Source organism: Cryobacterium sp. TMT4-10, from assembly GCF_004403275.1.
GTDB lineage: Bacteria > Actinomycetota > Actinomycetes > Actinomycetales > Microbacteriaceae > Cryobacterium > Cryobacterium shii.
In genome coordinates this window covers 61,863-84,148 of sequence record NZ_SOGU01000035.1, presented here as the reverse complement: position 1 = coordinate 84,148, position 22,286 = coordinate 61,863, and the positions used below count along the sequence as shown (strand labels likewise).

21 protein-coding genes are annotated in these 22,286 nt (G+C 67.7%); 19 read left to right on the top strand and 2 right to left on the bottom strand.

The genetic code is table 11. The features are described 5' to 3' along the window. Positions 1–46: 46 nt before the first annotated feature. The 10 genes from argS (at position 47) to pdxH (ending at position 12,757) form a co-directional block, all read left to right on the top strand. A complete protein-coding gene (argS, locus tag E3T42_RS05325; protein WP_134402605.1) occupies positions 47–1,723 on the top strand; it encodes an arginine--tRNA ligase in 1,677 nt (558 codons plus the stop codon). A gap of 2 nt (positions 1,724–1,725) precedes the next feature. Beyond that, positions 1,726–2,502 (top strand): DUF2993 domain-containing protein, encoded by a 777-nt coding sequence (locus E3T42_RS05320; RefSeq protein ID WP_134367637.1) that lies wholly within the window; start codon positions 1,726–1,728, stop codon positions 2,500–2,502. 88 nt (positions 2,503–2,590) lie between these two features. Next, entirely contained in the window at positions 2,591–2,878 is a 288-nt protein-coding gene (locus E3T42_RS05315) for a hypothetical protein (RefSeq protein ID WP_134367639.1), read from the top strand. A gap of 171 nt (positions 2,879–3,049) precedes the next feature. Next, positions 3,050–4,504: a diaminopimelate decarboxylase gene (gene lysA / locus E3T42_RS05310; protein WP_134367759.1), complete on the top strand. Its 1,455-nt coding sequence runs from the start codon at positions 3,050–3,052 to the stop codon at positions 4,502–4,504. After that, positions 4,501–5,838 carry a homoserine dehydrogenase gene (locus E3T42_RS05305; protein ID WP_134367641.1) on the top strand — a complete coding sequence of 446 codons (1,338 nt, stop codon included), beginning with the start codon at positions 4,501–4,503 and terminating at the stop codon, positions 5,836–5,838. Before lysA ends, E3T42_RS05305 begins: the two co-directional genes overlap by 4 nt. Beyond that, on the top strand, positions 5,838–6,959 hold the full coding sequence (thrC, locus tag E3T42_RS05300) for a threonine synthase (protein WP_134367643.1): 1,122 nt from the start codon (positions 5,838–5,840) through the stop codon (positions 6,957–6,959). Before E3T42_RS05305 ends, thrC begins: the two co-directional genes overlap by 1 nt. Then, complete coding sequence (thrB, locus tag E3T42_RS05295; RefSeq protein ID WP_134367645.1) at positions 6,956–7,909, top strand: homoserine kinase; 954 nt, start codon at positions 6,956–6,958, stop codon at positions 7,907–7,909. The genes thrC and thrB overlap by 4 nt, the downstream gene beginning before the upstream one ends. Before the next feature lie 450 nt (positions 7,910–8,359). Next, positions 8,360–10,918, top strand: a complete 2,559-nt coding sequence (gene rho, locus E3T42_RS05290) for a transcription termination factor Rho (RefSeq protein WP_134367647.1) — start codon at positions 8,360–8,362, stop codon at positions 10,916–10,918. After that, positions 10,918–11,997, top strand: coding sequence for a peptide chain release factor 1 (gene prfA, locus E3T42_RS05285; RefSeq protein WP_134367649.1), 1,080 nt, complete (start codon positions 10,918–10,920; stop codon positions 11,995–11,997). Before rho ends, prfA begins: the two co-directional genes overlap by 1 nt. 118 nt (positions 11,998–12,115) lie before the next feature. Further along, on the top strand, positions 12,116–12,757 hold the full coding sequence (gene pdxH, locus E3T42_RS05280; protein WP_134367651.1) for a pyridoxamine 5'-phosphate oxidase: 642 nt from the start codon (positions 12,116–12,118) through the stop codon (positions 12,755–12,757). An 8-nt stretch (positions 12,758–12,765) separates the two neighbouring features. Here the strand turns inward: pdxH and epsC are convergent, their stop codons facing one another. Together epsC and cysK are read right to left on the bottom strand one after the other, a co-directional pair. Beyond that, on the bottom strand, positions 12,766–13,344 hold the full coding sequence (epsC, locus tag E3T42_RS05275) for a serine O-acetyltransferase EpsC (protein WP_134367653.1): 579 nt from the start codon (positions 13,342–13,344) through the stop codon (positions 12,766–12,768). Between the two features lie 27 nt (positions 13,345–13,371). After that, entirely contained in the window at positions 13,372–14,310 is a 939-nt protein-coding gene (cysK, locus tag E3T42_RS05270) for a cysteine synthase A (protein WP_134367655.1), read from the bottom strand. 134 nt (positions 14,311–14,444) lie between these two features. On the opposite strand from cysK, the gene prmC reads away from it, so the two are divergent. The 9 genes from prmC to atpA all read left to right on the top strand — a co-directional run bounded on the left by prmC (position 14,445) and on the right by atpA (position 22,185). Further along, positions 14,445–15,287, top strand: a complete 843-nt coding sequence (prmC, locus tag E3T42_RS05265; protein WP_134367761.1) for a peptide chain release factor N(5)-glutamine methyltransferase — start codon at positions 14,445–14,447, stop codon at positions 15,285–15,287. 57 nt (positions 15,288–15,344) lie between these two features. Then, the gene (locus E3T42_RS05260; RefSeq protein ID WP_134402604.1) at positions 15,345–16,145 is read left to right on the top strand and encodes an L-threonylcarbamoyladenylate synthase; all 801 of its coding nucleotides are present in this window, start codon (positions 15,345–15,347) and stop codon (positions 16,143–16,145) included. Between the two features lie 3 nt (positions 16,146–16,148). Then, positions 16,149–17,372, top strand: a complete 1,224-nt coding sequence (locus E3T42_RS05255) for an MraY family glycosyltransferase (protein ID WP_134367659.1) — start codon at positions 16,149–16,151, stop codon at positions 17,370–17,372. Next, entirely contained in the window at positions 17,369–17,842 is a 474-nt protein-coding gene (locus E3T42_RS05250) for a hypothetical protein (protein WP_134367661.1), read from the top strand. The genes E3T42_RS05255 and E3T42_RS05250 overlap by 4 nt, the downstream gene beginning before the upstream one ends. Positions 17,843–18,015: 173 nt before the next feature. Next, the gene (gene atpB / locus E3T42_RS05245; RefSeq protein ID WP_134367663.1) at positions 18,016–18,804 is read left to right on the top strand and encodes a F0F1 ATP synthase subunit A; all 789 of its coding nucleotides are present in this window, start codon (positions 18,016–18,018) and stop codon (positions 18,802–18,804) included. Positions 18,805–18,854: 50 nt separating this feature from the next. Next, complete coding sequence (atpE, locus tag E3T42_RS05240) at positions 18,855–19,088, top strand: ATP synthase F0 subunit C (RefSeq protein ID WP_134367665.1); 234 nt, start codon at positions 18,855–18,857, stop codon at positions 19,086–19,088. Positions 19,089–19,117: 29 nt separating this feature from the next. Continuing rightward, on the top strand, positions 19,118–19,666 hold the full coding sequence (locus E3T42_RS05235; RefSeq protein ID WP_134367667.1) for a F0F1 ATP synthase subunit B: 549 nt from the start codon (positions 19,118–19,120) through the stop codon (positions 19,664–19,666). Beyond that, complete coding sequence (locus tag E3T42_RS05230; RefSeq protein WP_134367669.1) at positions 19,666–20,460, top strand: F0F1 ATP synthase subunit delta; 795 nt, start codon at positions 19,666–19,668, stop codon at positions 20,458–20,460. Before E3T42_RS05235 ends, E3T42_RS05230 begins: the two co-directional genes overlap by 1 nt. Before the next feature lie 87 nt (positions 20,461–20,547). After that, positions 20,548–22,185, top strand: coding sequence for a F0F1 ATP synthase subunit alpha (gene atpA, locus E3T42_RS05225; protein WP_134367763.1), 1,638 nt, complete (start codon positions 20,548–20,550; stop codon positions 22,183–22,185). Positions 22,186–22,286: the final 101 nt, after the last annotated feature.

Below are 22,286 nucleotides of genomic sequence, written 5' to 3'. Positions count from 1 at the left end.
CCCGCAACCCGGCCGGTCAGGACCGCGCCGGGTAAGATCGGTCTTTGTGACTCCCGCTGAGCTTTCCCAATCCCTGTTCGACCTCATCCTCCAGTTGAGCGAGCGTCGACGCGCGGCCGGAACCGAGGTGGCCGACCTCGGCCTGACCGTGGCGGACGTCACCCTGGAACGGCCGAGGAACCGCGACCACGGCGACTGGGCCTCCAGCATCGCGATGAAGATCGCCAAACCCCTCGGCGCCAGCCAGCGTGAAATCGCCGCGGAACTCGCCGCCGGCCTCGAGCAGCTTCCCGACATCGCATCCGTCGACGTGGCCGGACCCGGCTTCATCAACATCCGTCTCGAGGCGGCCGCGGCCGGCGCCCTGGCCAGGACCATCGTCGAGGCCGGCCCCGCCTACGGCACCGGACACCTGTACGACGGCATCAGGATCAACCTCGAATTCGTCTCGGCGAACCCCACCGGCCCCATCCACATGGGCGGCGTGCGCTGGGCGGCCGTGGGCGACAGCCTGGCCCGCGTGCTGCAGGCCGAGGGCGCGGATGTCACGCGCGAGTACTACTTCAACGACCACGGCTCGCAGATCGACCGCTTCGCCCGCAGCGTCCTCGCCGGCTACCACGGCGAGGCCACCCCGGAAGACGGCTACGGCGGAGCGTACATCGGTGACATCGCCGACCAGGTGGTCGCGAAATACGAGGGCGACATCGCAGTGCTGGCCCGCGACGAGCAGCAGGAAGTCTTTCGCAGCGTCGGCGTCGACCTGATGTTCACCGAGATCAAGGAAAAGCTGCACGGCTTCGGCGTCGACTTCGACGTGTACTTCCACGAAGACTCCCTGCACGAGTCCGGCGCGGTCAACCGTGCGATCGAGCGGCTGCGTGAACAGGGCCATATCTTCGAAGAAGACGGGGCCATCTGGCTGCGCACGACCACCTTCGGAGACGACCGCGACCGGGTCATCATCCGTTCGAACGGGGAGCCGGCCTACATCTCCGGTGACCTCGGCTACTACCTCGACAAGCGCGAACGCGGCTTCGACCAAAACCTGATCATGCTCGGCGCCGACCACCACGGTTACGTCGGCCGCATGATGGCGATGGTCGAGGCGTTCGGTGACGTGCCCGGCGTCAACCTGCAGATCATGATCGGCCAGATGGTCAACCTGCTGCGCAACGGCGAACCGGTGCGGATGAGCAAGCGGGCCGGCACCATCGTGACCCTCGACGACCTCGTCGACGCCGTCGGCGTGGACGCCGGGCGTTACTCCCTCGTGCGCTCCAGCAGCGACACCCAGCTCGACATCGACCTCGACCTGCTCGGAAAGCGCACCAACGAGAACCCGGTGTTCTACGTGCAGTACGCCCACGCCCGCACCTGCTCGGTGGCCCGCAACGCGGCCGCCGCCGGTGTGGAACGCACGGCGTTCGCGCCCGAGCTGCTCACCCATGAGAGCGAGTCGGCCCTTCTCGGCGTGCTGCAGGAGTACCCGCGGGTCGTGGCCCAGGCCGCGGAACTGCGGGAACCACACCGCATCGCCCGGTACATCGAAGAGGTCGCCGGCTACTACCACCGCTGGTACGACAACTGCCGGGTCATCCCGCTCGGTGACGAGCCGATCACCGACCTGCACCGCACCCGGCTGTGGCTGAACGACGCCACCGGCCAGGTCATCCGCAACGGCCTCGGCCTCCTCGGCGTCGCCGCCCCGGAGCGCATGTAACCGTGGACGCGAGTGCCAGGAGAACACGGCGCCGCGGCCTCGGCGCCCAGATCGTGGTCGGTCTGAGCCTGCTCGGGCTGGTCGCGGCCTTCTTCTTCGTCGACGCCGGGATGCGCGGCTACGCCGAACGCCAGGTGAAGCAGGAGATCGCCTCGAACCTGCCGAAGACGGTGACCGGCGACGTGTCCGTGTCCATCGGCGGGCTGTCGGTGATCTGGCAGTACCTGGCCGGCAGCTTCGACCGGGTCGACCTGAAGTCCTCGGCGCTGAGCGTGGACGGCGTGCCGGCATCCGTGCATGTGGTGGCGACGGATGTCCCGCTCGACCGCTCCCGCCCCGTGGGCGACGTGCGCGGCATCGTCGACCTCGGCCCGGCCGCCCTGAACACCCTGCTGAGTGACTCGCTGCTCAGCGGGGCGGCCGACGCCGGCCTCGAACTCGGGCAGGACGAGGTCAGCTACACCGGCAGCATCGACCTGCTCGGCTTCCCGATCGACTACCGGGCCACGGCCAGCCCGACCGTGGACGCCGGCTCCGTCCTGCTCAGGCCCACCGGCGCCCGCATCACCTCCGGCGCCGGCGGCTTCGACGTCGGCGACCTGCTCTCCCAGGTGATGGGCGAGAAGCCGGTCCGGATCTGCGTGGCCTCGTACCTGCCCGACGGAGTCACCCTGTCCGGTGTCACGGTCACGCCGGAGCGGGCCCGACTCACCCTCCAGTCGAGCAGCCTGACCCTGAACCGCGCATCGCTCACGACCCTCGGCAGCTGCGCGGGCTGAAGTCCCCCATATTGAGGCCTGACAGTTCGGGCCGACCGCCGTACCCTTGGTATACCCGCTGATCGCGTTCCTTGGTCGAGGAGGCATCATGACCCTGCTTCGCATTCAACACCCCGTGCCCGACTACGACCGTTGGAAGCGCGCCTTCGACCTGGATCCCGCCGACCGCAAGGCATCCGGCGTCATCCGCTACACGATCCTGCGGTCCCGGACGGATCCGAAGTTCCTCATGATCGACCTCGAATTCGCCACGCCGCTCGAAGCCGAGAAGCTGCTTCTGAAGATGCGCCGCCTCTGGAGCACCAGTGGGTCCAGCGTGATGAGCGACCCCGAGGCGTGGATCGTCGACATCGTCGAAAGCGTCGAACTCGGCTGATCGCCACACGAAGACACGCGATTCGGCGCGGACCCGGGGCGTTCGCTAGAATCTTGGCAGGTCCCTCGCGTACAGACGCAGGCATCCTTTCACTGGCTTCAGGGACCAACCCGGGTTCGCTCGCCACTCAGTGAGACACCCACTCGACTCTTTCCCGTGAGGTTTTCACCCGTGGCCACCAACCCGCTCGCCCCCGACTGGCTCGGCCTTCCCGACGACGCCAACGCGCTCGCCCGGGGCCTCTGGCCGGCCACCCTCCTGCGTGCCCCCGAGGGCGAACTCGTCATCGGCGGCGTTCCCGCCTCGGCCCTGGCCGCCGAATTCGGCACACCCCTGTATGTGGTCGACGAGACGGATGCCCGCGCTCGCGCGGCCACCCTGCGCGAGGCATTCGAGGCCGAGTTCGCCCGCATCGGCACGACCGTGCACATCTATTACGCCGGCAAGGCGTTCCTCTCCACCGAGGTCGCCCGCTGGATGCTGGCCGAGGGCCTCAACATCGACATCTGCAGCGGCGGGGAACTCGCGGTCGCCCTCGCCGCGGGAACGCCGCCGCACCGCCTCGGCTTCCACGGCAACAACAAGTCCCTGACCGAGATCGACGACGCCTGCCGCCTCGGAGTCGGCACCATCGTGATCGACAGCCCGGTGGAGATCTCCCGGGTCGCCGAGGCCGCCGCCCGGCACGGCGCCCGCCAGACCGTGCGCCTGCGGGTGAACAGCGGTGTGCACGCGCACACGCACGACTTCCTCGCCACCGCGCACGAAGACCAGAAGTTCGGGGTCGCGCTCGAAGACGCGCCCGCACTGGTGGCCCGTATCCGCGCCGAACCGAGCCTGCGCTTCCTGGGTCTGCACTGCCACATCGGCTCGCAGATCTTCGGCGCGGACGGCTTCGCGGAGTCCGCGTCCCGGCTCCTGGCCGTGCACGCCGACCTGCTGGCCGGCGGGCCCGTGCCCGAAATGAACCTGGGCGGCGGCTTCGGCATCGCCTACACCTCCGCCGACACGCCCACCCCGATCCGCGAGCTCGCGGCCCGCCTGGCCGACATTGTCGCCGCGGAGTGCGCGGCCCGCGGCATCCCGGTGCCCGTGGTCGCGTTCGAACCGGGCCGCGCCATCATCGGCCCGGCCGGAGTCACCCTCTACGAGGTCGGCACCACCAAGGCCGTCAACCTGGGCGGCAACACGCGCCTGTACGTCAGCGTGGACGGCGGCATGAGCGACAACGCCCGCCCGGCCCTGTACGGCGCCGACTACACGGTGCGCCTGGCCAATCGTTCCTCGCAGACCGACCCCGTGCTGGTGCGCGTGGCCGGCAAGCACTGCGAGAGCGGTGACATCGTCGTCGACGCCGACTACCTCCCGGGTGACGTGGCCCCCGGCGACCTGGTGATGGTGGCCGCGACCGGCGCCTACTGCTGGTCGCTGTCGAACAACTACAACTTCGTCGGCCGGCCCGCCGTGGTCGCGGTGGCCGGCGGCATCCCACGGATGCTCGTGCGCGGCGAGACCGTCGCCGACCTGCTCGCCCGCGACACGGGGTTCTCACCGGCGGCCGACCCCGCCGACACCCGACCGAAGTCACCGAAGTCACCGAAGTCACCGAAGGAACCCGCCCGATGATCGAATACCGCAATCTGCGCGTCGCCCTCCTCGGTGGCGGTTCCGTCGGCGCCCAGGTGGCCCGGCTGCTGCTCGAGCACGGCGAGGAACTCGCCAACCGGGTGGGTGCGAGCCTGGAGTTGGTCGGCATCCTCGTGCGCGACCTCGACGCCGAACGCACCGTCGACCTGCCGCGCGAGCTCTTCACCACCGACGCCGAGACCCTGATCCTCGGCGCCGACGTCGTGATCGAGTTGATGGGCGGCATCGAGCCGGCCCGCAGCTACATCCTGATGGCGATCAACTCGGGCGCGGATGTCGTCACCGCCAACAAGGCGCTGCTGGCCACGCACGGCCCCGAACTCTTCGCTGCCGCCGCCCAGGTCGGCGCGCAGCTCAACTACGAAGCGGCCGTGGCCGGCGCCATCCCGATCGTTCGCCCGCTGCGCGACAGCCTCGGCGGCGACCAGGTCAACCGCATCCTCGGCATCGTCAACGGCACCACCAACTTCATCCTCGACCGGATGGACGTCGAGGGCGACACCCTCGAGGACGCCCTCCGCCTCGCCACCGAACTCGGCTACGCGGAGGCCGACCCGACCGCCGACATCGAGGGGTTCGACGCGGCGCAGAAGGCGGCCATCCTCGCCAGCCTCGCCTTCCACACGACCGTTCCGCTGGAATCGGTGCACCGCGAGGGCATCACGGCGATCACCCCGGCGCAGATCGAATCGGCTCGGAAGGCCGGCTACGTCGTGAAGCTGCTCGCCATCTGCGAACGCCTGGTCGACCCGGAGACCGGACTGCCCGGCGTCTCCGCCCGGGTCTACCCGGCCATGGTGCACCGCAATCACCCGCTCGCCGCCGTGCACGGCGGCAACAACGCGGTCTTTGTCGAGGCGGAGGCCGCCGGCAGCCTCATGTTCTACGGCGCCGGCGCCGGGGGAGTGGAGACAGCCTCCGCCGTGCTCGGCGACCTGGTGTCCCTGGCCCGGCGGCACATCGCCGGCGGCCCGGGAGTGGCTACCTCCACCCACGCCGACCTGCCCGTGCTCGACATCGGCAGCATCGCCACCCGCTACGCGGTCACCCTGGAGGTCACGGACGAGCCCGGCGTCCTCGCCGCCCTGGCCAGCGTGTTCAGCAACCACGGTGTGTCGCTGGCCCTGGTCGAGCAGTCCATGACGCAGGCCACACCGCGCACCGCGAATCACGCGGCCGTCCCGTCCACGGCTACCCTAGTGATCGGAACGCACGAGGCCAGGGAGTTGGCACTGGCCGCCACCGTGCGCGATCTCGCGGCCCACAAATTCGTCACCAATGTCGCATCCGTTTTGAGAGTTGAAGGAGTCTGATGTCCAGCGAACGAGAGTCCCTGCCGAACACTGCCGTGAAGACGGCTTCACGGCAGTGGCGCGGCGTGCTGCGCGAATACGCCGACCGCCTGAACATCACGGATGCAACGCCGATCATCACGCTCGGCGAGGGTGGCACCCCGCTCATTCCCGCTCCCGCGCTCTCCGCCCGCACGGGTGCGAAGGTCTGGGTCAAGTACGAGGGCATGAACCCGACCGGTTCCTTCAAGGACCGCGGCATGACCATGGCCATTTCCAAGGCCGTGGAGGATGGCGCCAAGGCCGTCATCTGCGCCTCCACCGGCAACACCTCCGCCTCGGCCGCCGCCTACGCGGCCTACGCCGGCATCCAGGCCGTCGTGCTCGTCCCCGAGGGCAAGATCGCCATGGGCAAGCTCAGCCAGGCCATCGCGCACAACGCGCAGCTGCTGCAGGTGCAGGGCAACTTCGACGACTGTCTCGACATCGCCCGCGACCTGTCCGCGAACTACCCCGTGCACCTGGTCAACTCGGTCAACCCCGACCGCATCGAGGGCCAGAAGACGGCGGCCTTCGAGGTCGTCGAGGTGCTGGAAGACGCCCCGGACATCCACATCGTCCCCGTCGGCAACGCCGGCAACTACACCGCGTACACGCGCGGCTACACCGAGGAACTCGAGCGCGGCGCCACCACGAAGCTGCCCCGGATGTTCGGATTCCAGGCTTCCGGCAGCGCCCCGATCGTGCTCGGCCACCGCGTCGACCACCCGGAGACCATCGCCAGCGCCATCCGCATCGGCAACCCCGCATCCTGGGACCTGGCCCTGGCCGCCCGCACCCTGACCGACGGGTACTTCGGCGCGATCAGCGACGAGAAGATCCTCGAGGCCTACCGCATCCTCTCCGCCGAGGTCGGCATCTTCGTCGAGCCCGCCTCCGCGATCAGCGTCGCCGGCCTGCTCGAGCGGGCCGAGGCCGGACTCATCCCCGCCGGCTCGACCGTGGTGCTCACCGTCACCGGCCACGGCCTCAAGGACCCGCAGTGGGCCCTGCGCACGGCGGATGGCTCCGACGTGAAGCCGACCATCGTGCCGGTCGACACCGCCGAAATCGCGAGCGTCCTCGGGCTGGTTCAGAAATGACCATCGCCGAGGCCGTCTCCGGCCGGTCGGCGCTGGCCGGTCGCTCCGTCACGGTGCAGGTCCCGGCCACCACGGCTAACCTCGGCCCGGGTTTCGACACCCTCGGCCTGGCCCTGGCGCACTACGACCACCTCGATGTCAGCGTTCGGGACGAACCCGGCGTCTTCGTCGAGGTGCAGGGCGTGGGCGCGGGAGAGGTGCCGACCGACGAGACCAACCTCGTCGTGCGCGCCATCATCCACACCTTCGCCGCCTACGGCCAGGAGCTTCCGGGCCTGAACCTGGTCGCGCACAACGTCATCCCGCACGGGCGGGGCATGGGCTCCTCGGGCGCCGCCATCGTGTCGGGCATCATGGCCGCCAAGGGCCTGCTCGAGGGCATCGTCGATATCGACGCGGAGGCGCTGCTCGCCCTCGCCACTGAGATGGAAGGCCACCCGGACAACGTCGCGCCGGCGCTCTTCGGCGGTCTCACCATCGCCTGGATGGCCCCGGAGGGACCGCGGCACAAAAAGCTGATGGTGCACCGCGGCGTCAAGCCGCTCGTTTTCGTGCCCGAGCACGCCATGTCCACCGCGCTGGCGCGCAGCCTGCAGCCGGAAACGGTGCCGCACGAGGACGCCGTCTTCAACGTGTCCCGGTCGGCCCTGCTGATCGCCGCGCTGATCCAGAGCCCGGAACTGCTGCTGGCAGCCACCGAGGACAAGCTCCACCAGAGCTACCGCGCCGCCGCGATGCCCGAGACCAGCCGTCTGATCACGCTGCTGCGCGACCACGGCTTCGCCGCCGTCGTCTCCGGCGCCGGTCCGTCGATCCTCGTTCTGGCCAGCGACCCGGGCCAGCGTCTCGTGGCCGCGGATCTGGTCGCCGCCGAGTCGGAGACGCCGTGGCAGGCTCTCATGCTCGCCGTCGACTCCCTGGGCGCGACGGTCACCCGCACCGACGCCTAAAGCCCCGCGCCTCCGTCCCGCACCCCACGTCCAACCTTCGTCCGAGCGCCTTGAACCAATTCGACGGAGATGTTGCTCTAGATAGGCGATTTTCGGGGTTTTGACTCTGATTTGGGCAAAATCTCCGTCGAATTCGTTCCGGGCGGGGAGGCTCGCGGGAGCAGGGGGTGCGGGACGGGGTAGGAGACGCCGGGACACGCCGGAGCTCCGCGTGTCCGCGCGATCTGTCGGTTCTGCTAGAGTCAAGGGGTACCCGATGGACACGCTTAACGCGCGAGTCCCTTCTCCGGTGCATTCCCTGTAACTCACTGCTATCGCATCATCTATGCGTAGCTGTGTGTGTTCACTTCAATCCACATCATTTTGGGATTGGACCACCCGCAGCGCGTGAGACGCTGCAACAGCTTCCCTGGTACGCACGTATGTCGCCAGGGGAAAGGACAATTTTTCGTGACTGACGTCAACCTTCGTACCCTCGGTACGGATTCCTCGCGCCTCTCCACCCTTCGCGTTGCCGAGCTTCAGGCTCTGGCGCTCGAACTGGGCATCCCGGGCGCTTCCAAACTCCGTAAGGGAGAGCTCGTGGACGCTATCACTGCGGAACAGGCTCGGAACACCCCCGCGGCTGAGTTCGCCCCGGACGCCCCAGTGATCTCCGGTCCCCCGGTTTCCTCCGACTCCGCCGGTGCCGCGGGCGATTTCGCCGCGCCGGCCGCCGACGCTGCCGTTGCCACGGCACCGCGCAAGCGGGTCTCCCGCCGCGCCACCACCGCGACCGCGGCACCAGCCGTGGCGCACGTCAACGCTGACGGTGACCTGGGCATCGGCATCATCGTCGCGGACTCCACCACCAAGCGCCGCACCACGGCCCCCACCACGTATGCCGGCCCCTCCGCCGACTCGGTGACGACCGAGCCGACCACCCCGGCCGCCGAAAAGCCCGTTCGCCAGGCCCGCAAGCGTGCCACCTCCGTCACGGTCAAGGCCGCCGCTGCCGCCGAGGCCGCCACGGAGACCGGCGCCGCCGAATCCGCCGCACCTGAGACCGCAGCAGTGGCGACCGGCACGGTGGAGACCGCGGCCTTCCAGCCTGAGGCCGCCGTCGAGGCAGCCCCGGAGACTGCGGCTGAAGCACCCGCCGAAGCCGAAACGGCGACCGGCTCCGGCCGTTCGCGTCGCAGCAGCTCGCGCGGCGGAGCCCGTAACGGGACCGCCCGCAACGCCATCGACGCCCGCAGCAGCATCGACGCCCGCAACACCGCCGATGAGCTCGCCGCCGAGGCTCCGAACGTCATCGAGCAAACCACGCCTGCCGAGCCGGCCGAGGTCGAAAAGGCCGAGGCGACCGAGCAGGTCGAAGAGACCGAGCAGGCCGAACAGCCCCGTCAGGGACGCAACCGCAACCGCAGCCGCGGCGGCGACCGCAACCAGGGCGCCGACCGCAGCCAGGGTGGCGCCGAGCGCGGCGAGGACACCGGACGCCAGCAGAACCAGCGTCAGGCCGGCAACCGCCAGCAGAACCAGGACAATCAGGCCGACCGCGGCCAGGAACGTCAGGCGCAGGGCCAGGACCGTCAGGGACAGGACCGTCAGGACCGACAGGGTCAGGGTCAGGGACAGGACCGTCAGGGTCAGGACCGTCAGGACCGTCAGGGCCAGGACCGTCAGGGTCAGGACCGTCAGGGCCAGGACCGTCAGGGCCAGGACCGTCAGGGTCAGGACCGCAACGTCGGCCAGGACCGCAACGGCCCGGACGACGACCTGAACAGCCGCAGCAACCGCAACCGTTTCCGTGACCGCAAGCGTCGCGGCGTGACCACGGGCGACGACTTCGAGCCGGAGCTGAACGACGACGATGTGCTGATCCCGGTCGCGGGCATCCTCGACGTGCTCGATAACTACGCCTTCGTGCGCACCTCCGGCTACCTGCCGGGGGCCAGCGACGTCTACGTGTCGCTCGGCCAGGTCAAGAAGTACAACCTGCGCAAGGGTGACGCCGTTGTCGGTGCCATCCGCCAGCCGCACGAGGGTGACCAGAGCGGCCGCCAGAAGTACAACGCGATCGTCAAGGTCGACTCCATCAACGGCCTGACCGTCGAGGAAGCCGCCAACCGGGTTGAGTTCCAGAAGCTCACCCCGCTCTACCCGCAGGAGCGCCTGCGGCTCGAGACCGAGCCGGGGAAGCTCACGCAGCGCATCATCGATCTCGTCGCCCCGATCGGAAAGGGCCAGCGCGGCCTGATCGTCGCACCGCCCAAGGCCGGCAAGACCATCGTCATGCAGCAGATCGCCAACGCCATCGCCACGAACAACCCCGAGGTCCACCTCATGGTCGTTCTCGTCGACGAGCGTCCCGAAGAGGTCACCGACATGCAGCGCACGGTGAAGGGTGAGGTCATCGCCTCCACCTTCGACCGCCCCGCGGAGGACCACACCACGGTCGCCGAGCTCGCCATCGAGCGCGCCAAGCGCCTGGTCGAACTGGGCCACGACGTCGTCGTGCTGCTCGACTCGATCACCCGCCTCGGCCGTGCGTACAACCTCACCGCGCCGCCCTCGGGCCGCATCCTCTCCGGCGGTGTCGACGCCTCCGCGCTGTACCCGCCCAAGCGCTTCTTCGGCGCCGCGCGCAACATCGAGAACGGTGGCTCGCTCACCATCCTCGCCTCCGCTCTGGTCGAGACCGGGTCCAAGATGGACGAGGTCATCTTCGAGGAGTTCAAGGGCACCGGCAACATGGAGCTCCGCCTGTCGCGCCAGCTGGCTGACAAGCGCATCTTCCCAGCGGTGGATGTCAACGCATCCGGCACCCGTCGTGAAGAAATGCTGATGAGCACGGATGAAGTCAAGATCACCTGGAAGCTGCGCCGCGCCCTCGCCGGGCTCGAGCAGCAGCAGGCGCTCGAGGTCATCCTCGGTCGCCTCAAGGAGACCACGTCCAACGTCGAGTTCCTGATGCAGGTTCAGAAGTCGATGCCGACCCTCGGCGGGTCAGACAAGGATCACTGATGTTCGAGTCTGTTCTGACTCTGCTGGCTGAGCACGACGAGCTGCAGTCTCAGCTGGCCGATCCGGAGCTGCACGCGAACCCAGCCCGCTCGAAGAAGGTCAACCGCCGCTACGCCGAGCTCAGCCGCATCATCGCGGCGTGGAACGAGTGGAAAGAGATCGGCGACAACCTCGAGGCAGCCCGCGAGCTCGCCGCCGAGGACGCCGACTTCGCCGCGGAGATCCCCGGGTTGACGGAACAGCTGGAAGCCGCAGCCGAAAAGCTGCGGCGTCTGCTGATCCCGCGCGACCCGCTCGATGCCCGTGACGTGATCATGGAGATCAAGATGGGGGAGGGCGGCGCGGAATCCGCACTGTTCGCCGCCGACCTGCTCCGGATGTACCTGCACTATGCGGAATCGAAGCGCTGGAAAACCGAGATCATCGAGCAGACCACGAGCGATCTCGGCGGGATCAAGGACATCCAGCTCGCCATCAAGGGCAACTCGAGCGACCCCGCAGAGGGCGTCTGGGCGCACCTGAAGTACGAGGGCGGCGTGCACCGAGTTCAGCGGGTGCCCGCCACGGAGTCCCAGGGACGCATCCACACCTCCGCCGCCGGCGTGCTCGTCTTCCCCGAGGTCGACGAGCCCGAAGAGGTCGAGATCAACGCGAACGACCTCAAGATCGACGTGTACCGGTCGAGCGGCCCCGGCGGCCAGTCGGTCAACACGACCGACTCCGCCGTGCGCATCACGCACCTTCCGACCGGCATCGTCGTGGCCATGCAGAACGAGAAGAGCCAGCTGCAGAACAAGGAAGCCGGCATGCGCGTTCTGCGTGCCCGCGTTCTCGCCCGGCAGCAGGAAGAGATCGACGCGGCAGCCAGCCTCGTGCGCAAGGGGCAGATCCGCACCATGGACCGGTCCGAGCGCATCCGCACGTACAACTTCCCCGAGAACCGCATCGCGGACCACCGCACGGGCTACAAGGCCTACAACCTGGACACCGTGATGAACGGCGCCCTGGAGGCCGTGATCGATTCCTGCATCACCGCCGACGAGGCCACTCGCCTGGCCGAGATCGGCGACCACGACTAGATCTCAGAATGATTCGCACGAGATCAGAGGCTTTCTGTGGCCCCGTCCCTCCTAGGCTGGAGGGGCAGGCCGGGGAGCTTTCGCATTCTGCCGGCCCAAACCGAGGGCGAGGATGCCGATGGAATCCCTGACGAGTCACACCGACTACGGCGCGGTGGGCCTGAACAAGTCCGGGGTCGACCCCGACCCGATGATCGAGTTCGCCGCGTGGCTGGCGGCCGCCGAGCAGGCGGGGCTCTACGAGCCGAACGCCATGGTGGTCGGCACCGTCGACCCGGACGGCCGGCCGAGCAGTCGCACGGTGCTGCTCAAGGGCCTCGACGGGAGCGGATTCGAATTCGTCAGCAACTACGGTTCCCACAAGGGCCGGGCGCTGGCCGCCAATCCGGGCGTCTCGCTGTTGTTCCCCTGGTTCGCGATGCAGCGCCAGGTGATCGTCTACGGCACGGCCCACCCCACGGATGCCGCCACCAGCGACGCCTACTTCGCGCGCCGACCGCGGGCCGCCCGCATTGCCGCTGTGGCCAGCGACCAGTCGCAGCCGATCGCGAGCCGTGCCCTGCTCGAGGAACAGGTGCGCCGGGTGGAAGCGCGCTACCCGGGCGACACGGACATTCCCCGGCCGGACGACTGGGGCGGCTACCGGGTGACGCCGCACGCGATCGAGTTCTGGCAGGGGCGAACGTCGCGGCTGCACGACCGCCTGCGCTTCACGGCCGCCGCCGCGGGCGGCTGGACCCTGGAGCGGCTGCAGCCCTAGCGGCAGCGTCAGTCGTCGGTGAGCGGCAGTCCCCTCGCGCTCTCGATCGTGTCGGGCCTGGCCGGCTGCACGGTCGCCGGAATTCCGAGGAGCACGGACTTCGCCGGGGCATCCCGCGTCACCACAGCGTTGGCGCCGACGGTGCTCCAGGCGCCGAGCGTGATCGGGCCGAGGATCTTGGCCCCGGCGCCGACCGTCACGCCGTCGTGCAGGGTCGGATGCCGCTTCTCGCCACGGGCCACCCCGTGACGGGATTTTCCACCGAGCGTGACGCCGTGGTAAAGCATGACGTCGTCGCCGATCTCCGACGTTTCACCGATCACCACTCCCATGCCGTGGTCGATGAACAGCCGTCGCCCGATCCGGGCGCCCGGGTGGATTTCGATCCCGGTCAGGAACCGGGTGAACTGGGACAGCAGCCGGGCCGGCAGCCACAGCCCGGCCGTCCAGAGCCGGTGCGCGACCCGATAGGACCAGACCGCGTGCAGGCCGCTGTACGCGAGGAACACCTCGATGTTGCTGCGGGCCGCGGGGTCGTGGGCGCGCGCCATCAGCACGTCTTCCCGGATGCTCGACAAGACTCCCATCGGCTGCTTCCGCCGCCCTCTTCTCGCCTAGTCCAGCAGGTCTTCGTAGAGAACGGTCGAGATATACCGCTCGCCGAAGCTCGGCAGGATTGCCACGATGGTCTTGCCAGAGTTCTCGGGCCGCTTGGCCTGCTCGAGGGCCGCCCAGACCGCGGACCCGCCGGAGATGCCGGAGAGGATGCCTTCGTCGGTCGCGAGGGCACGCGCCGTGGCCAGCGAGTCGGCCAGGGTGACGTCGGTCACCTCGTCGTACACGGTGGTGTCGAGGACCTTCGGCACGAAGTTGGCACCGATGCCCTGGATCTTGTGCGGCCCCGGCTTGCCGCCGGTGAGGATGGGGGAGTCGATCGGTTCGACCCCGACGACCCGAACGGAGGGTTTGCGCTCCTTGAGCAGCTGACCGGTGCCCGTGATGGTGCCGCCGGTGCCGATGCCCGCCACCAGGATGTCCACGGCGCCTTCGGTGTCGTCCCAAATCTCCACGCCCGTGGTCGCGCGGTGGATGGCCGGGTTGGCGGGGTTGTCGAACTGACGGGCGAGGATCGCCCCCGGCGTGCCGGCGGCGATCTCTTCCGCCTTCGTGACGGCGCCGCGCATGCCTTCTCCACCGGGCGTGAGCACGATTTCCGCGCCGTAGGCACGAAGCAGCACGCGGCGCTCCTTGCTCATGGTCTCCGGCATCGCCAGGATCACCCGGTAACCGCGGGCCGCCCCCACCATGGCCAGGGCGATGCCGGTGTTGCCGCTGGTACCCTCGACGATGGTGCCGCCCGGGGCCAGTTCGCCCGACGCCTCGGCGGCGTCGACGATCGCGATGCCGATCCGGTCCTTCACACTGCCCGAGGGGTTGTAGAACTCCAGCTTCACCAGCACGGTCGCGTCCAGGCCGGCGGTGAGCCGGTTCAGTCTGACCAGAGGGGTCCCGCCGACGGCAGCGGTGATATCGGAGTGAATCTTTGCGGGCATCGGTGAGCGCCTTTCGATCGGTTTTCAGGACCTCGCCCAGCCTAGGGCCACGGCATTGGGCGAGCGAGTGCATTACATTCCAAAGAGTGACAACTCCGCCAAGCGACCATTCCATTCCCGCCGCCGTCGACGAAATGCGCGACCTGGCCATCCGTTCACTCTCCGCGGCCGGGATTTCCGACGCCGAGGTGGACGCCGATCTACTGATCGGCCACGTCCTCTCCCAGAGCCGGGGGCAGGTGCAGGCCGCCGGCATCCTGCGCACCAGCCTCAGCGAGACGGATGCCGCGGCCATCCTGGAACTCGTTCACCGCCGCTCTCTGCGCGAGCCGTTGCAGCACATCACCGGCCGTGCCCCGTTCCGCTCCCTCGAACTGAACGTGGGACCCGGAGTGTTCGTGCCTCGGCCCGAGACCGAACAGGTGGCGCAATTCGCCATCGACGCCCTCCGTTCCCTGCCCGACCCGGAACCGATCGGCGTGGACCTGGGCACCGGCAGCGGCGCGATCGCGCTGGCCATGGCGGTCGAGGTGCCCCACGCCCGCGTCTGGGCGGTGGAGAACTCTCCGGATGCGTTCCCGTGGACCACCCGCAACTTCACCGAGGTCGGTGCCGACAACGCCACCCTCGTGTTCGGCGACCTGACCGACGCGCTGGCCGAACTCGACGGAACCGTCGCCGTGGTCATCTCGAACCCGCCGTACATCCCCGCGGACGCCATCCCGCGCGACCCGGAGGTGCGCCTCTTCGACCCGGCCCGCGCGCTGTTCGGCGGCCGGGACGGCCTCGACGTCGTGCGACACGTGTCCCGCACGGCCCTGCGCCTGCTGCGCCCGGGCGGGGTGCTGGTGATCGAGCACGGCGAGTTGCAGGGCGCCGAAATCCGGGCCCTCCTGGCCGCCGACGGCTGGCGTGCCCCCGCCACCCACCGCGACTACACCACCCGCGACCGCGCGACCACCGCCCTGCGACCCTGAGGTCGACGAGGCGGGCTGCCAGCCTCCCGGGAGGTGGCTGCACTAGAATCGGTCGAAATGACACGCATCTATGACTGCTCGGTTGACTCGGAATACGCAGCCGGCATGAGACTCGCACGATCGGCCATCGGCCGTGGTGCGCTCGTCGTCATCCCCACCGACACCGTCTACGGGCTCGCCGCCGACGCCTTCAGCCCGGAGGCCGTGCAACGGCTCCTCGACGCCAAAGGGCGGGACCGCACCTCGCCGCCGCCCGTGCTCATCCCCGGCATCCCCACCCTCGACGCCCTCGCGCAGGACGTCCCTCCGCCCGTACGTGAGCTCGTCGCCGCGTTCTGGCCCGGCGGCCTGACCGTCGTGCTCACCGCCCAGCCGTCTCTGGTCTGGGACCTGGGCGAGACTCGCGGCACGGTTGCACTGCGGATGCCGAGCAACCGGGTCGCCCTCGACCTCCTGGCCGAGACGGGACCCCTGGCCGTGTCATCCGCCAACATGAGCGGCCTTCCCGCCGCCATCGACGCGATCGGCGCCGAAGACATGCTCGGCATCAATGTCGCCGTCTATCTCGACGGGGGAGTCGCGGGCCTCGACTACGAGCCGATCGGCGACCGCGCCGGAGACACCTCGTCGACAATCGTGGATGCCACCTGCTACGGCTCCAACGGAGGCAAGGTGGTCATCGTGCGCAACGGCGTGATCTCGCGGGCGGCGATCGAAGCCGTGATCGGGGACGCCCTTGCCCCGGTCGGGTTCGCGCCCCCCGCCGCTGCTTCGGAGCCCGCCGCCGAGCCCGCCGCCGAAGCGTCCACGGCGCCCGCCGGCGACACCGCACCCGACCCGGCCGCAGACGCGGGCTAATCGATGACCGTCTTCGTTCTGCTGGCCCTCGTCTCGGCCTTGATCACCTTCGGGTTCTCGATCCTCGTGCTCAAACTGAGCCACCGCTACAAGCTGTACCCGAAGATCCGCGAACGCGATGTGCACACCCGGCCCACGCCCCGCCTCGGCGGCATCGCCATCTTCCTCGGCATCGTCGGCGCCTTCGGGGTGTCCTACCTGATCGCCGCCGCATTCGCCCCGCTCCGGCTCATTTTCAGCGACCCGCAGCAGATCCTCGCCATCCTCGGAGCCGCCCTGCTGATCGTCCTGCTCGGCGTGGCCGATGACCTCTGGGACCTCGACTGGATGACCAAGCTGGCCGGCCAGTTCATCGCGGCCGGGCTCGTCGCCTGGCAGGGCGTGCAGGTCCTGTCGCTGCCGATCGGCGGGCTGACCGTCGGGTCGTCCTGGATGTCCATCCTGATCACCGTGATCGTGATTGTGATCGTGATGAACATGATCAACTTCATCGACGGGCTCGACGGCCTGGTCGCGGGGGTCGCCCTGATCGCGAACGGCGTGTTCTTCGTCTACAGCTACCTGCTCGTGCGGGACACGTCTCCGAGCAACTACTTCAACCTGGCCTCCCTGATCGCCGCTATCCTGGTGGGGGCCTGCGTCGGGTTCCTGCCGCTCAACTGGCGTCCGGCGAAACTATTCATGGGCGACGCCGGCGCGCTGCTGGTGGGCCTGCTGATGGCCACCTCCGCGATCGCGATCACCGGTCAGGTCGACCCCACCGCAGTCAACCGGTCCCAGCTGTTCCCCGCCTTCATCCCGATCATCCTGCCGGTCGCGATCCTGATCATCCCGCTGCTCGACTTCGGCCTGGCCGTGTTCCGGCGGGTTCGGGCCGGGAAATCGCCCTTCAGTGCCGACCGCAAACACCTCCACCACCGGCTCCTCGACATGGGGCATTCCCACCTGCATGCCGTGCTCATCTTCTACGGCTGGACGGCGGCCGCATCCGTCGGCTGCCTGCTCTACTTCGTACTGCCCGTGTACTTCGGCCTGCCCACCTGGTACGCCACGATCTTCCTGATCTTCGCACTGCTGGTCTGCACCCTTGTCACGCTGGCTCCGCTCAGCCGGCGCAAGGCCGTGGAGGCCGCCAGTCAGCTTGCGAGCCCGGCCACCCAACCAGTCGAGACCGCCCGATTCGACCCTCTCGATGAGGCGGCGACGACGGCCGAGGAGAACGTATGAGCACCATGGCACCCCGTCCGGCCCAGCCCACTTCGATTCCAGTGTTCCGCCGCATCCTCGTCTACGGCAGCGTCCTCGCCGCCGGCATCGCCGTCGTCGGGGCCGTGGTCGGCGGTCTGGCCGCGGGGGCCGAGGGCGTCGTGAGCGCCCTGATCGGAACCCTGCTGTCGGTGGTCTTCATGGGGATCACGGCCGGCAGCATCCTGGTCGCCAATCGTTTCGCCGGCACCGCCGCGGCCATCGGCGCGTTCTTCGGAATCGTGATGGGAGGCTGGCTGGTCAAGTTCGTCGTCTTCCTGGTGCTGATGGTGCTGCTCAAAGACCAGCCCTGGATCCAGCCGGTCGTGCTGTTCCTCAGCATCATCGCCGGAGTCGTCGGTTCGCTCCTGGTCGATGTTTTCGTGCTGATGAAGAGCCGAATGACGTACGCCAGCGACATCACCCTGCCGACGGCGGCACACGACGACTGAGCGCGGGCTCTCGATTCGGTCTCCCGGCCTTTTCTTGCTAGGGTAATGACCGATTCGTCCCGTGTTGTTTCTGCCTTCTTGCAGAACAATCCGGCCACACATTCGTCATCGCGAGAGCAGAGCTTCTTGCCCCGAAACAGGAGAAAGCGCTGCTAGAAACCGCCGTAAACCTGATGATTCCGTTTGCCACCGATGAGGGTGGCTTCCACGGTCCGACGATTGGTGAATTCTTCCCCGAAGCGATCTTCTTCGCCGGGACGCCATTCGAAATAAATCGCATCATGCTCATCCGCTTCCTGGCAGTCGCCGCGCTGCTGCTAATTTTCTGGATCGGCACGCGCCGCATGAAGGTCATTCCGACCCGCATGCAGAGCGTCGTCGAGATGGGCCTGGACTTCGCCCGGGTCAACATCGCCGAAGACATCCTCGGCAAGAAGGACGGTAAGCGTTTCCTGCCGTTGATCACGACCATTTTCTTCATGGTCCTGTTCCTCAACATCACCGGCCCGATCCCGTTCCTCAACATCGCCGGAAGCTCCGTCATCGGAGTTCCGCTGGTGCTGGCGCTGGTGGCTTACAGCGCCTTCATCTACGCCGGCGTCAAGAAGAACCCGGCGAACTTCTTCCGGAACGCCCTGTTCCCACCCGGAGTTCCGCCGTTCCTCTACATCATCGTGACGCCGATCGAGTTCATCTCGACGTTCCTCATCCGCCCGGTCACTCTGACCCTTCGGCTGCTGATGAACATGATCGTCGGCCACCTGCTCCTGGTGCTGTTCTTCAGTGCGACGCAGTTCTTCTTCTTCACCGCCACCGGCGGGTTCAAGTTGTTCGGTGCGGGCACCCTGGTGTTCGGCTTCGCGTTCACACTCTTCGAAGTGCTGATCGCGCTGCTCCAGGCCTACATTTTTGCCCTGCTCACCGCTGTCTACATCCAGCTCGCGCTGGCTGAGGAGCACTAAACCTCGAATCCGGCATTCGCTGTATTCGTCACTACGGAAGGAACCATACGTTGGACGCAACAACCGTTCTCGCGGCAATCAACGGAAACATCGCGACTGTCGGTTACGGCCTCGCCGCAATCGGCCCGGCAATCGGCGTGGGCATTGTCGTCGGCAAGACCATCGAGGGTGTTGCTCGTCAGCCCGAACTGGCCGGCCAGCTCCAGGTCCTGATGTACATCGGCATCGCCTTCACCGAGGCGCTCGCCTTCATCGGTATCGCCACCTACTTCATCTTCGTTTAGTCCTCTTTTCTCTCTAGTCAGGAGGCACGATGTTTAACGCAGTGATTGCAGCTGCTGCTGAGAAGGCGGAAAATCCGCTTCTCCCCGCGGTCTACGACATAGTCTGGTCCTCGCTCATTTTCGTGGTCATTCTGTTCTTCTTCTGGAAGCTCGTGCTTCCGAGGATGCAGAAGCTTCTCGACGACCGCGCAGAGGCCATCGAGGGCAACATCGCGAAAGCGGACGATGCCCAGCGCAAGGCCGAAGCTGCTCTCGAGCAGTACACGGCCCAGCTTGCTGACGCTCGCGCCGAGGCCGGCCAGATTCGCGAGCACGCTCGCATCGACGGCCAGAAGATCATCAACGAGCACAAGGAACAGGCCCTGGCCGAAGCCGCTCGCGTGACCACCAGCGCCAAGGCTCAGATTGAAGCAGAACGTCAGGCGGCAGTCGTGTCCCTTCGTTCCGAAGTGGGCACCCTGGCCATCGACCTCGCATCCGGTGTCATCGGCGAAAGCCTGACCGACGACGCGAAGGCCACCGCCATCGTCGACCGTTTCCTGGCCGACCTTGAGGCCTCGGAGAAAGCAGCTAAGTAATGGGAAGCGCCACCAGAGAAGCTTTGGCCTCGTCGCGGGCGGCATTGGCTGCCCAGGGCAGCACGGCCGATCTGGCGACGGGCGAGAGCCTGTTGAACGCCGGTCGCGTGATCGGTGACTCCTCGCAGCTCCTGTCCGCTCTGGTCGACCCGGCAGCGGATGCCGCGGCGAAGGCGGCGCTCGTTCGCGCCGTGTTCGCCTCGGCCCTGACCCCCACGGCACTGGAGCTTCTCCAGTCCGTCGCTGCGACTCGCTGGTCGAGTCACAGCGACCTGCTGGCCGGGGTCGAGGACCTCGGGTTGCGTTCGATCGCATCCTCGACCGACGACGGGATCGTCGAGGCCGAGCTGTTCGCCTTCGGCAGCGCCGTCTCGTCCAACGCGGAGCTCGAACTCGCTCTGGCCAGCAAGTTGGGAAAGGCGAGCGCCAAAGTCGGCCTCGTCAACTCCCTGCTGGGCGGCAAGGTCACCGAACAGACGCTGTCGATCGTGCGGCACCTCGTGCAGCAGCCTCGCGGCCGCCGCATCGGCGAGTTGCTGCGCTACGCGGCATCCGTCGTCGCCGACCAGTCAGGGGCCTCGATCGCCACGATCACGTCCGCCGCAACGCTCGCGCCCGAACAGGTGGAGCGCCTCCGCACGAGCCTCACCGCTCGTTACGGTCGTCGGCTCACGCTCAACCAGGTCGTCAACCCGGCTCTGGTCGGGGGAGTCCATGTTCAAATCGGTGACGACGTCATCGATGGCAGCATCGCCACCCGCCTGAAAGACCTCCGAAGCAAGCTCGCTGGCTGAGCGTTCAGCCAGTAACACACACACCTCGGGACGGCAGCGTCCCGTGCACGACAGAACCTGTACATCCGGTACAGAAAAGGGAAGATGATGGCAGAACTAACGATCAGCCCCGATGAGATCCGCGACGCTCTCCAGGACTTCGTCAAGTCCTACGAGCCGAACAAGACCGCAACGACCGAGGTTGGCTACGTCACCACGGCCGGCGACGGGATCGCACACGTCGAAGGCCTTCCCAGCGTGATGGCGAACGAGCTCATCAAATTCGCTGACGGCACCCTGGGCCTGGCCCAGAACCTCGACGAAGACGAGATTGGCGTCGTCGTGCTCGGCGAGTTCACCGGCATCGTCGAGGGCATGGAGGTGCACCGCACTGGTGAGGTTCTCTCCGTACCCGTCGGCGACGGCTACCTCGGCCGTGTCGTCGATCCGCTCGGTGCTCCCATCGACGGCCTCGGCGAGATCAAGACCGAGGGCCGTCGTGCCCTCGAACTCCAGGCTCCCGGCGTCATGCACCGCAAGTCGGTTCACGAGCCGATGCAGACCGGCATCAAGGCGATCGACGCCATGATCCCGATCGGGCGCGGACAGCGTCAGCTGATCATCGGTGACCGCCAGACCGGCAAAACGGCCATCGCGATCGACACGATCATCAACCAGAAGGCCAACTGGGCTTCGGGCGACGTCAACAAGCAAGTTCGTTGCATCTACGTCGCCATCGGCCAGAAGGGTTCCACGATCGCCGCCGTCAAGGGCGCGCTCGAGGACGCCGGCGTGATGGAGTACACGACCATCGTCGCGTCCCCGGCCTCCGACCCCGCCGGCTTCAAGTACCTCGCCCCGTACACCGGTTCGGCCATCGGCCAGCACTGGATGTACGCCGGCAAGCACGTCCTCATCATCTTCGACGACCTGTCCAAGCAGGCCGAGGCCTACCGTGCGGTCTCGCTGCTGCTGCGTCGCCCGCCGGGGCGCGAGGCATACCCGGGCGACGTGTTCTACCTGCACTCCCGTCTGCTCGAGCGTTGCGCGAAGCTCTCCGACGAACTCGGCGCCGGATCGATGACCGGTCTTCCGATCATCGAGACCAAGGCCAACGACGTCTCCGCGTACATCCCGACCAACGTGATCTCGATCACCGACGGCCAGATCTTCCTGCAGTCCGACCTGTTCAACGCCAACCAGCGTCCCGCAGTCGACGTGGGCATCTCGGTCTCGCGAGTCGGCGGTGACGCTCAGGTCAAGTCGATCAAGAAGGTCTCCGGAACTCTCAAGCTCGAACTGGCCCAGTACCGCTCGCTCGAGGCCTTCGCGATGTTCGCGTCCGACCTCGACGCGACCAGCCGTCGCCAGCTGGCCCGTGGCGCCCGTCTGACCGAACTGCTCAAGCAGCCCCAGTACTCGCCGTACCCGGTCGAAGATCAGGTCGTCTCGATCTGGGCCGGCACGAACGGCAAGTTCGACGAGGTTCCGGTCGAGGACGTTCTGCGTTTCGAGCGCGGGCTGCTCGACCACCTGGGTCGCACCACCGAGGTCCTCAAGACGCTGCGCGAGACGAACATCCTCGATGACGCCACCGTCGCGACGCTCGAACTCGAGGTCGACAAGTTCAAGCAGGGCTTCCAGACCGGCGAGGGCAAGCCACTCGCCTCGGTCGGCAAGGAAGAATTCACGGCCATCGCCGTCGAAGACGTGAATCAGGAAAAGATCGTCAAGCACCGACGCTAAGCGCCCCGGTCGCGTTCCCCACCGGGTCTGAACGAACAAAACTCGTTCGGACCAGGGGGAGCGCGGCCAGGCTCGCACGGCCACCGCACCACCCCACCCAC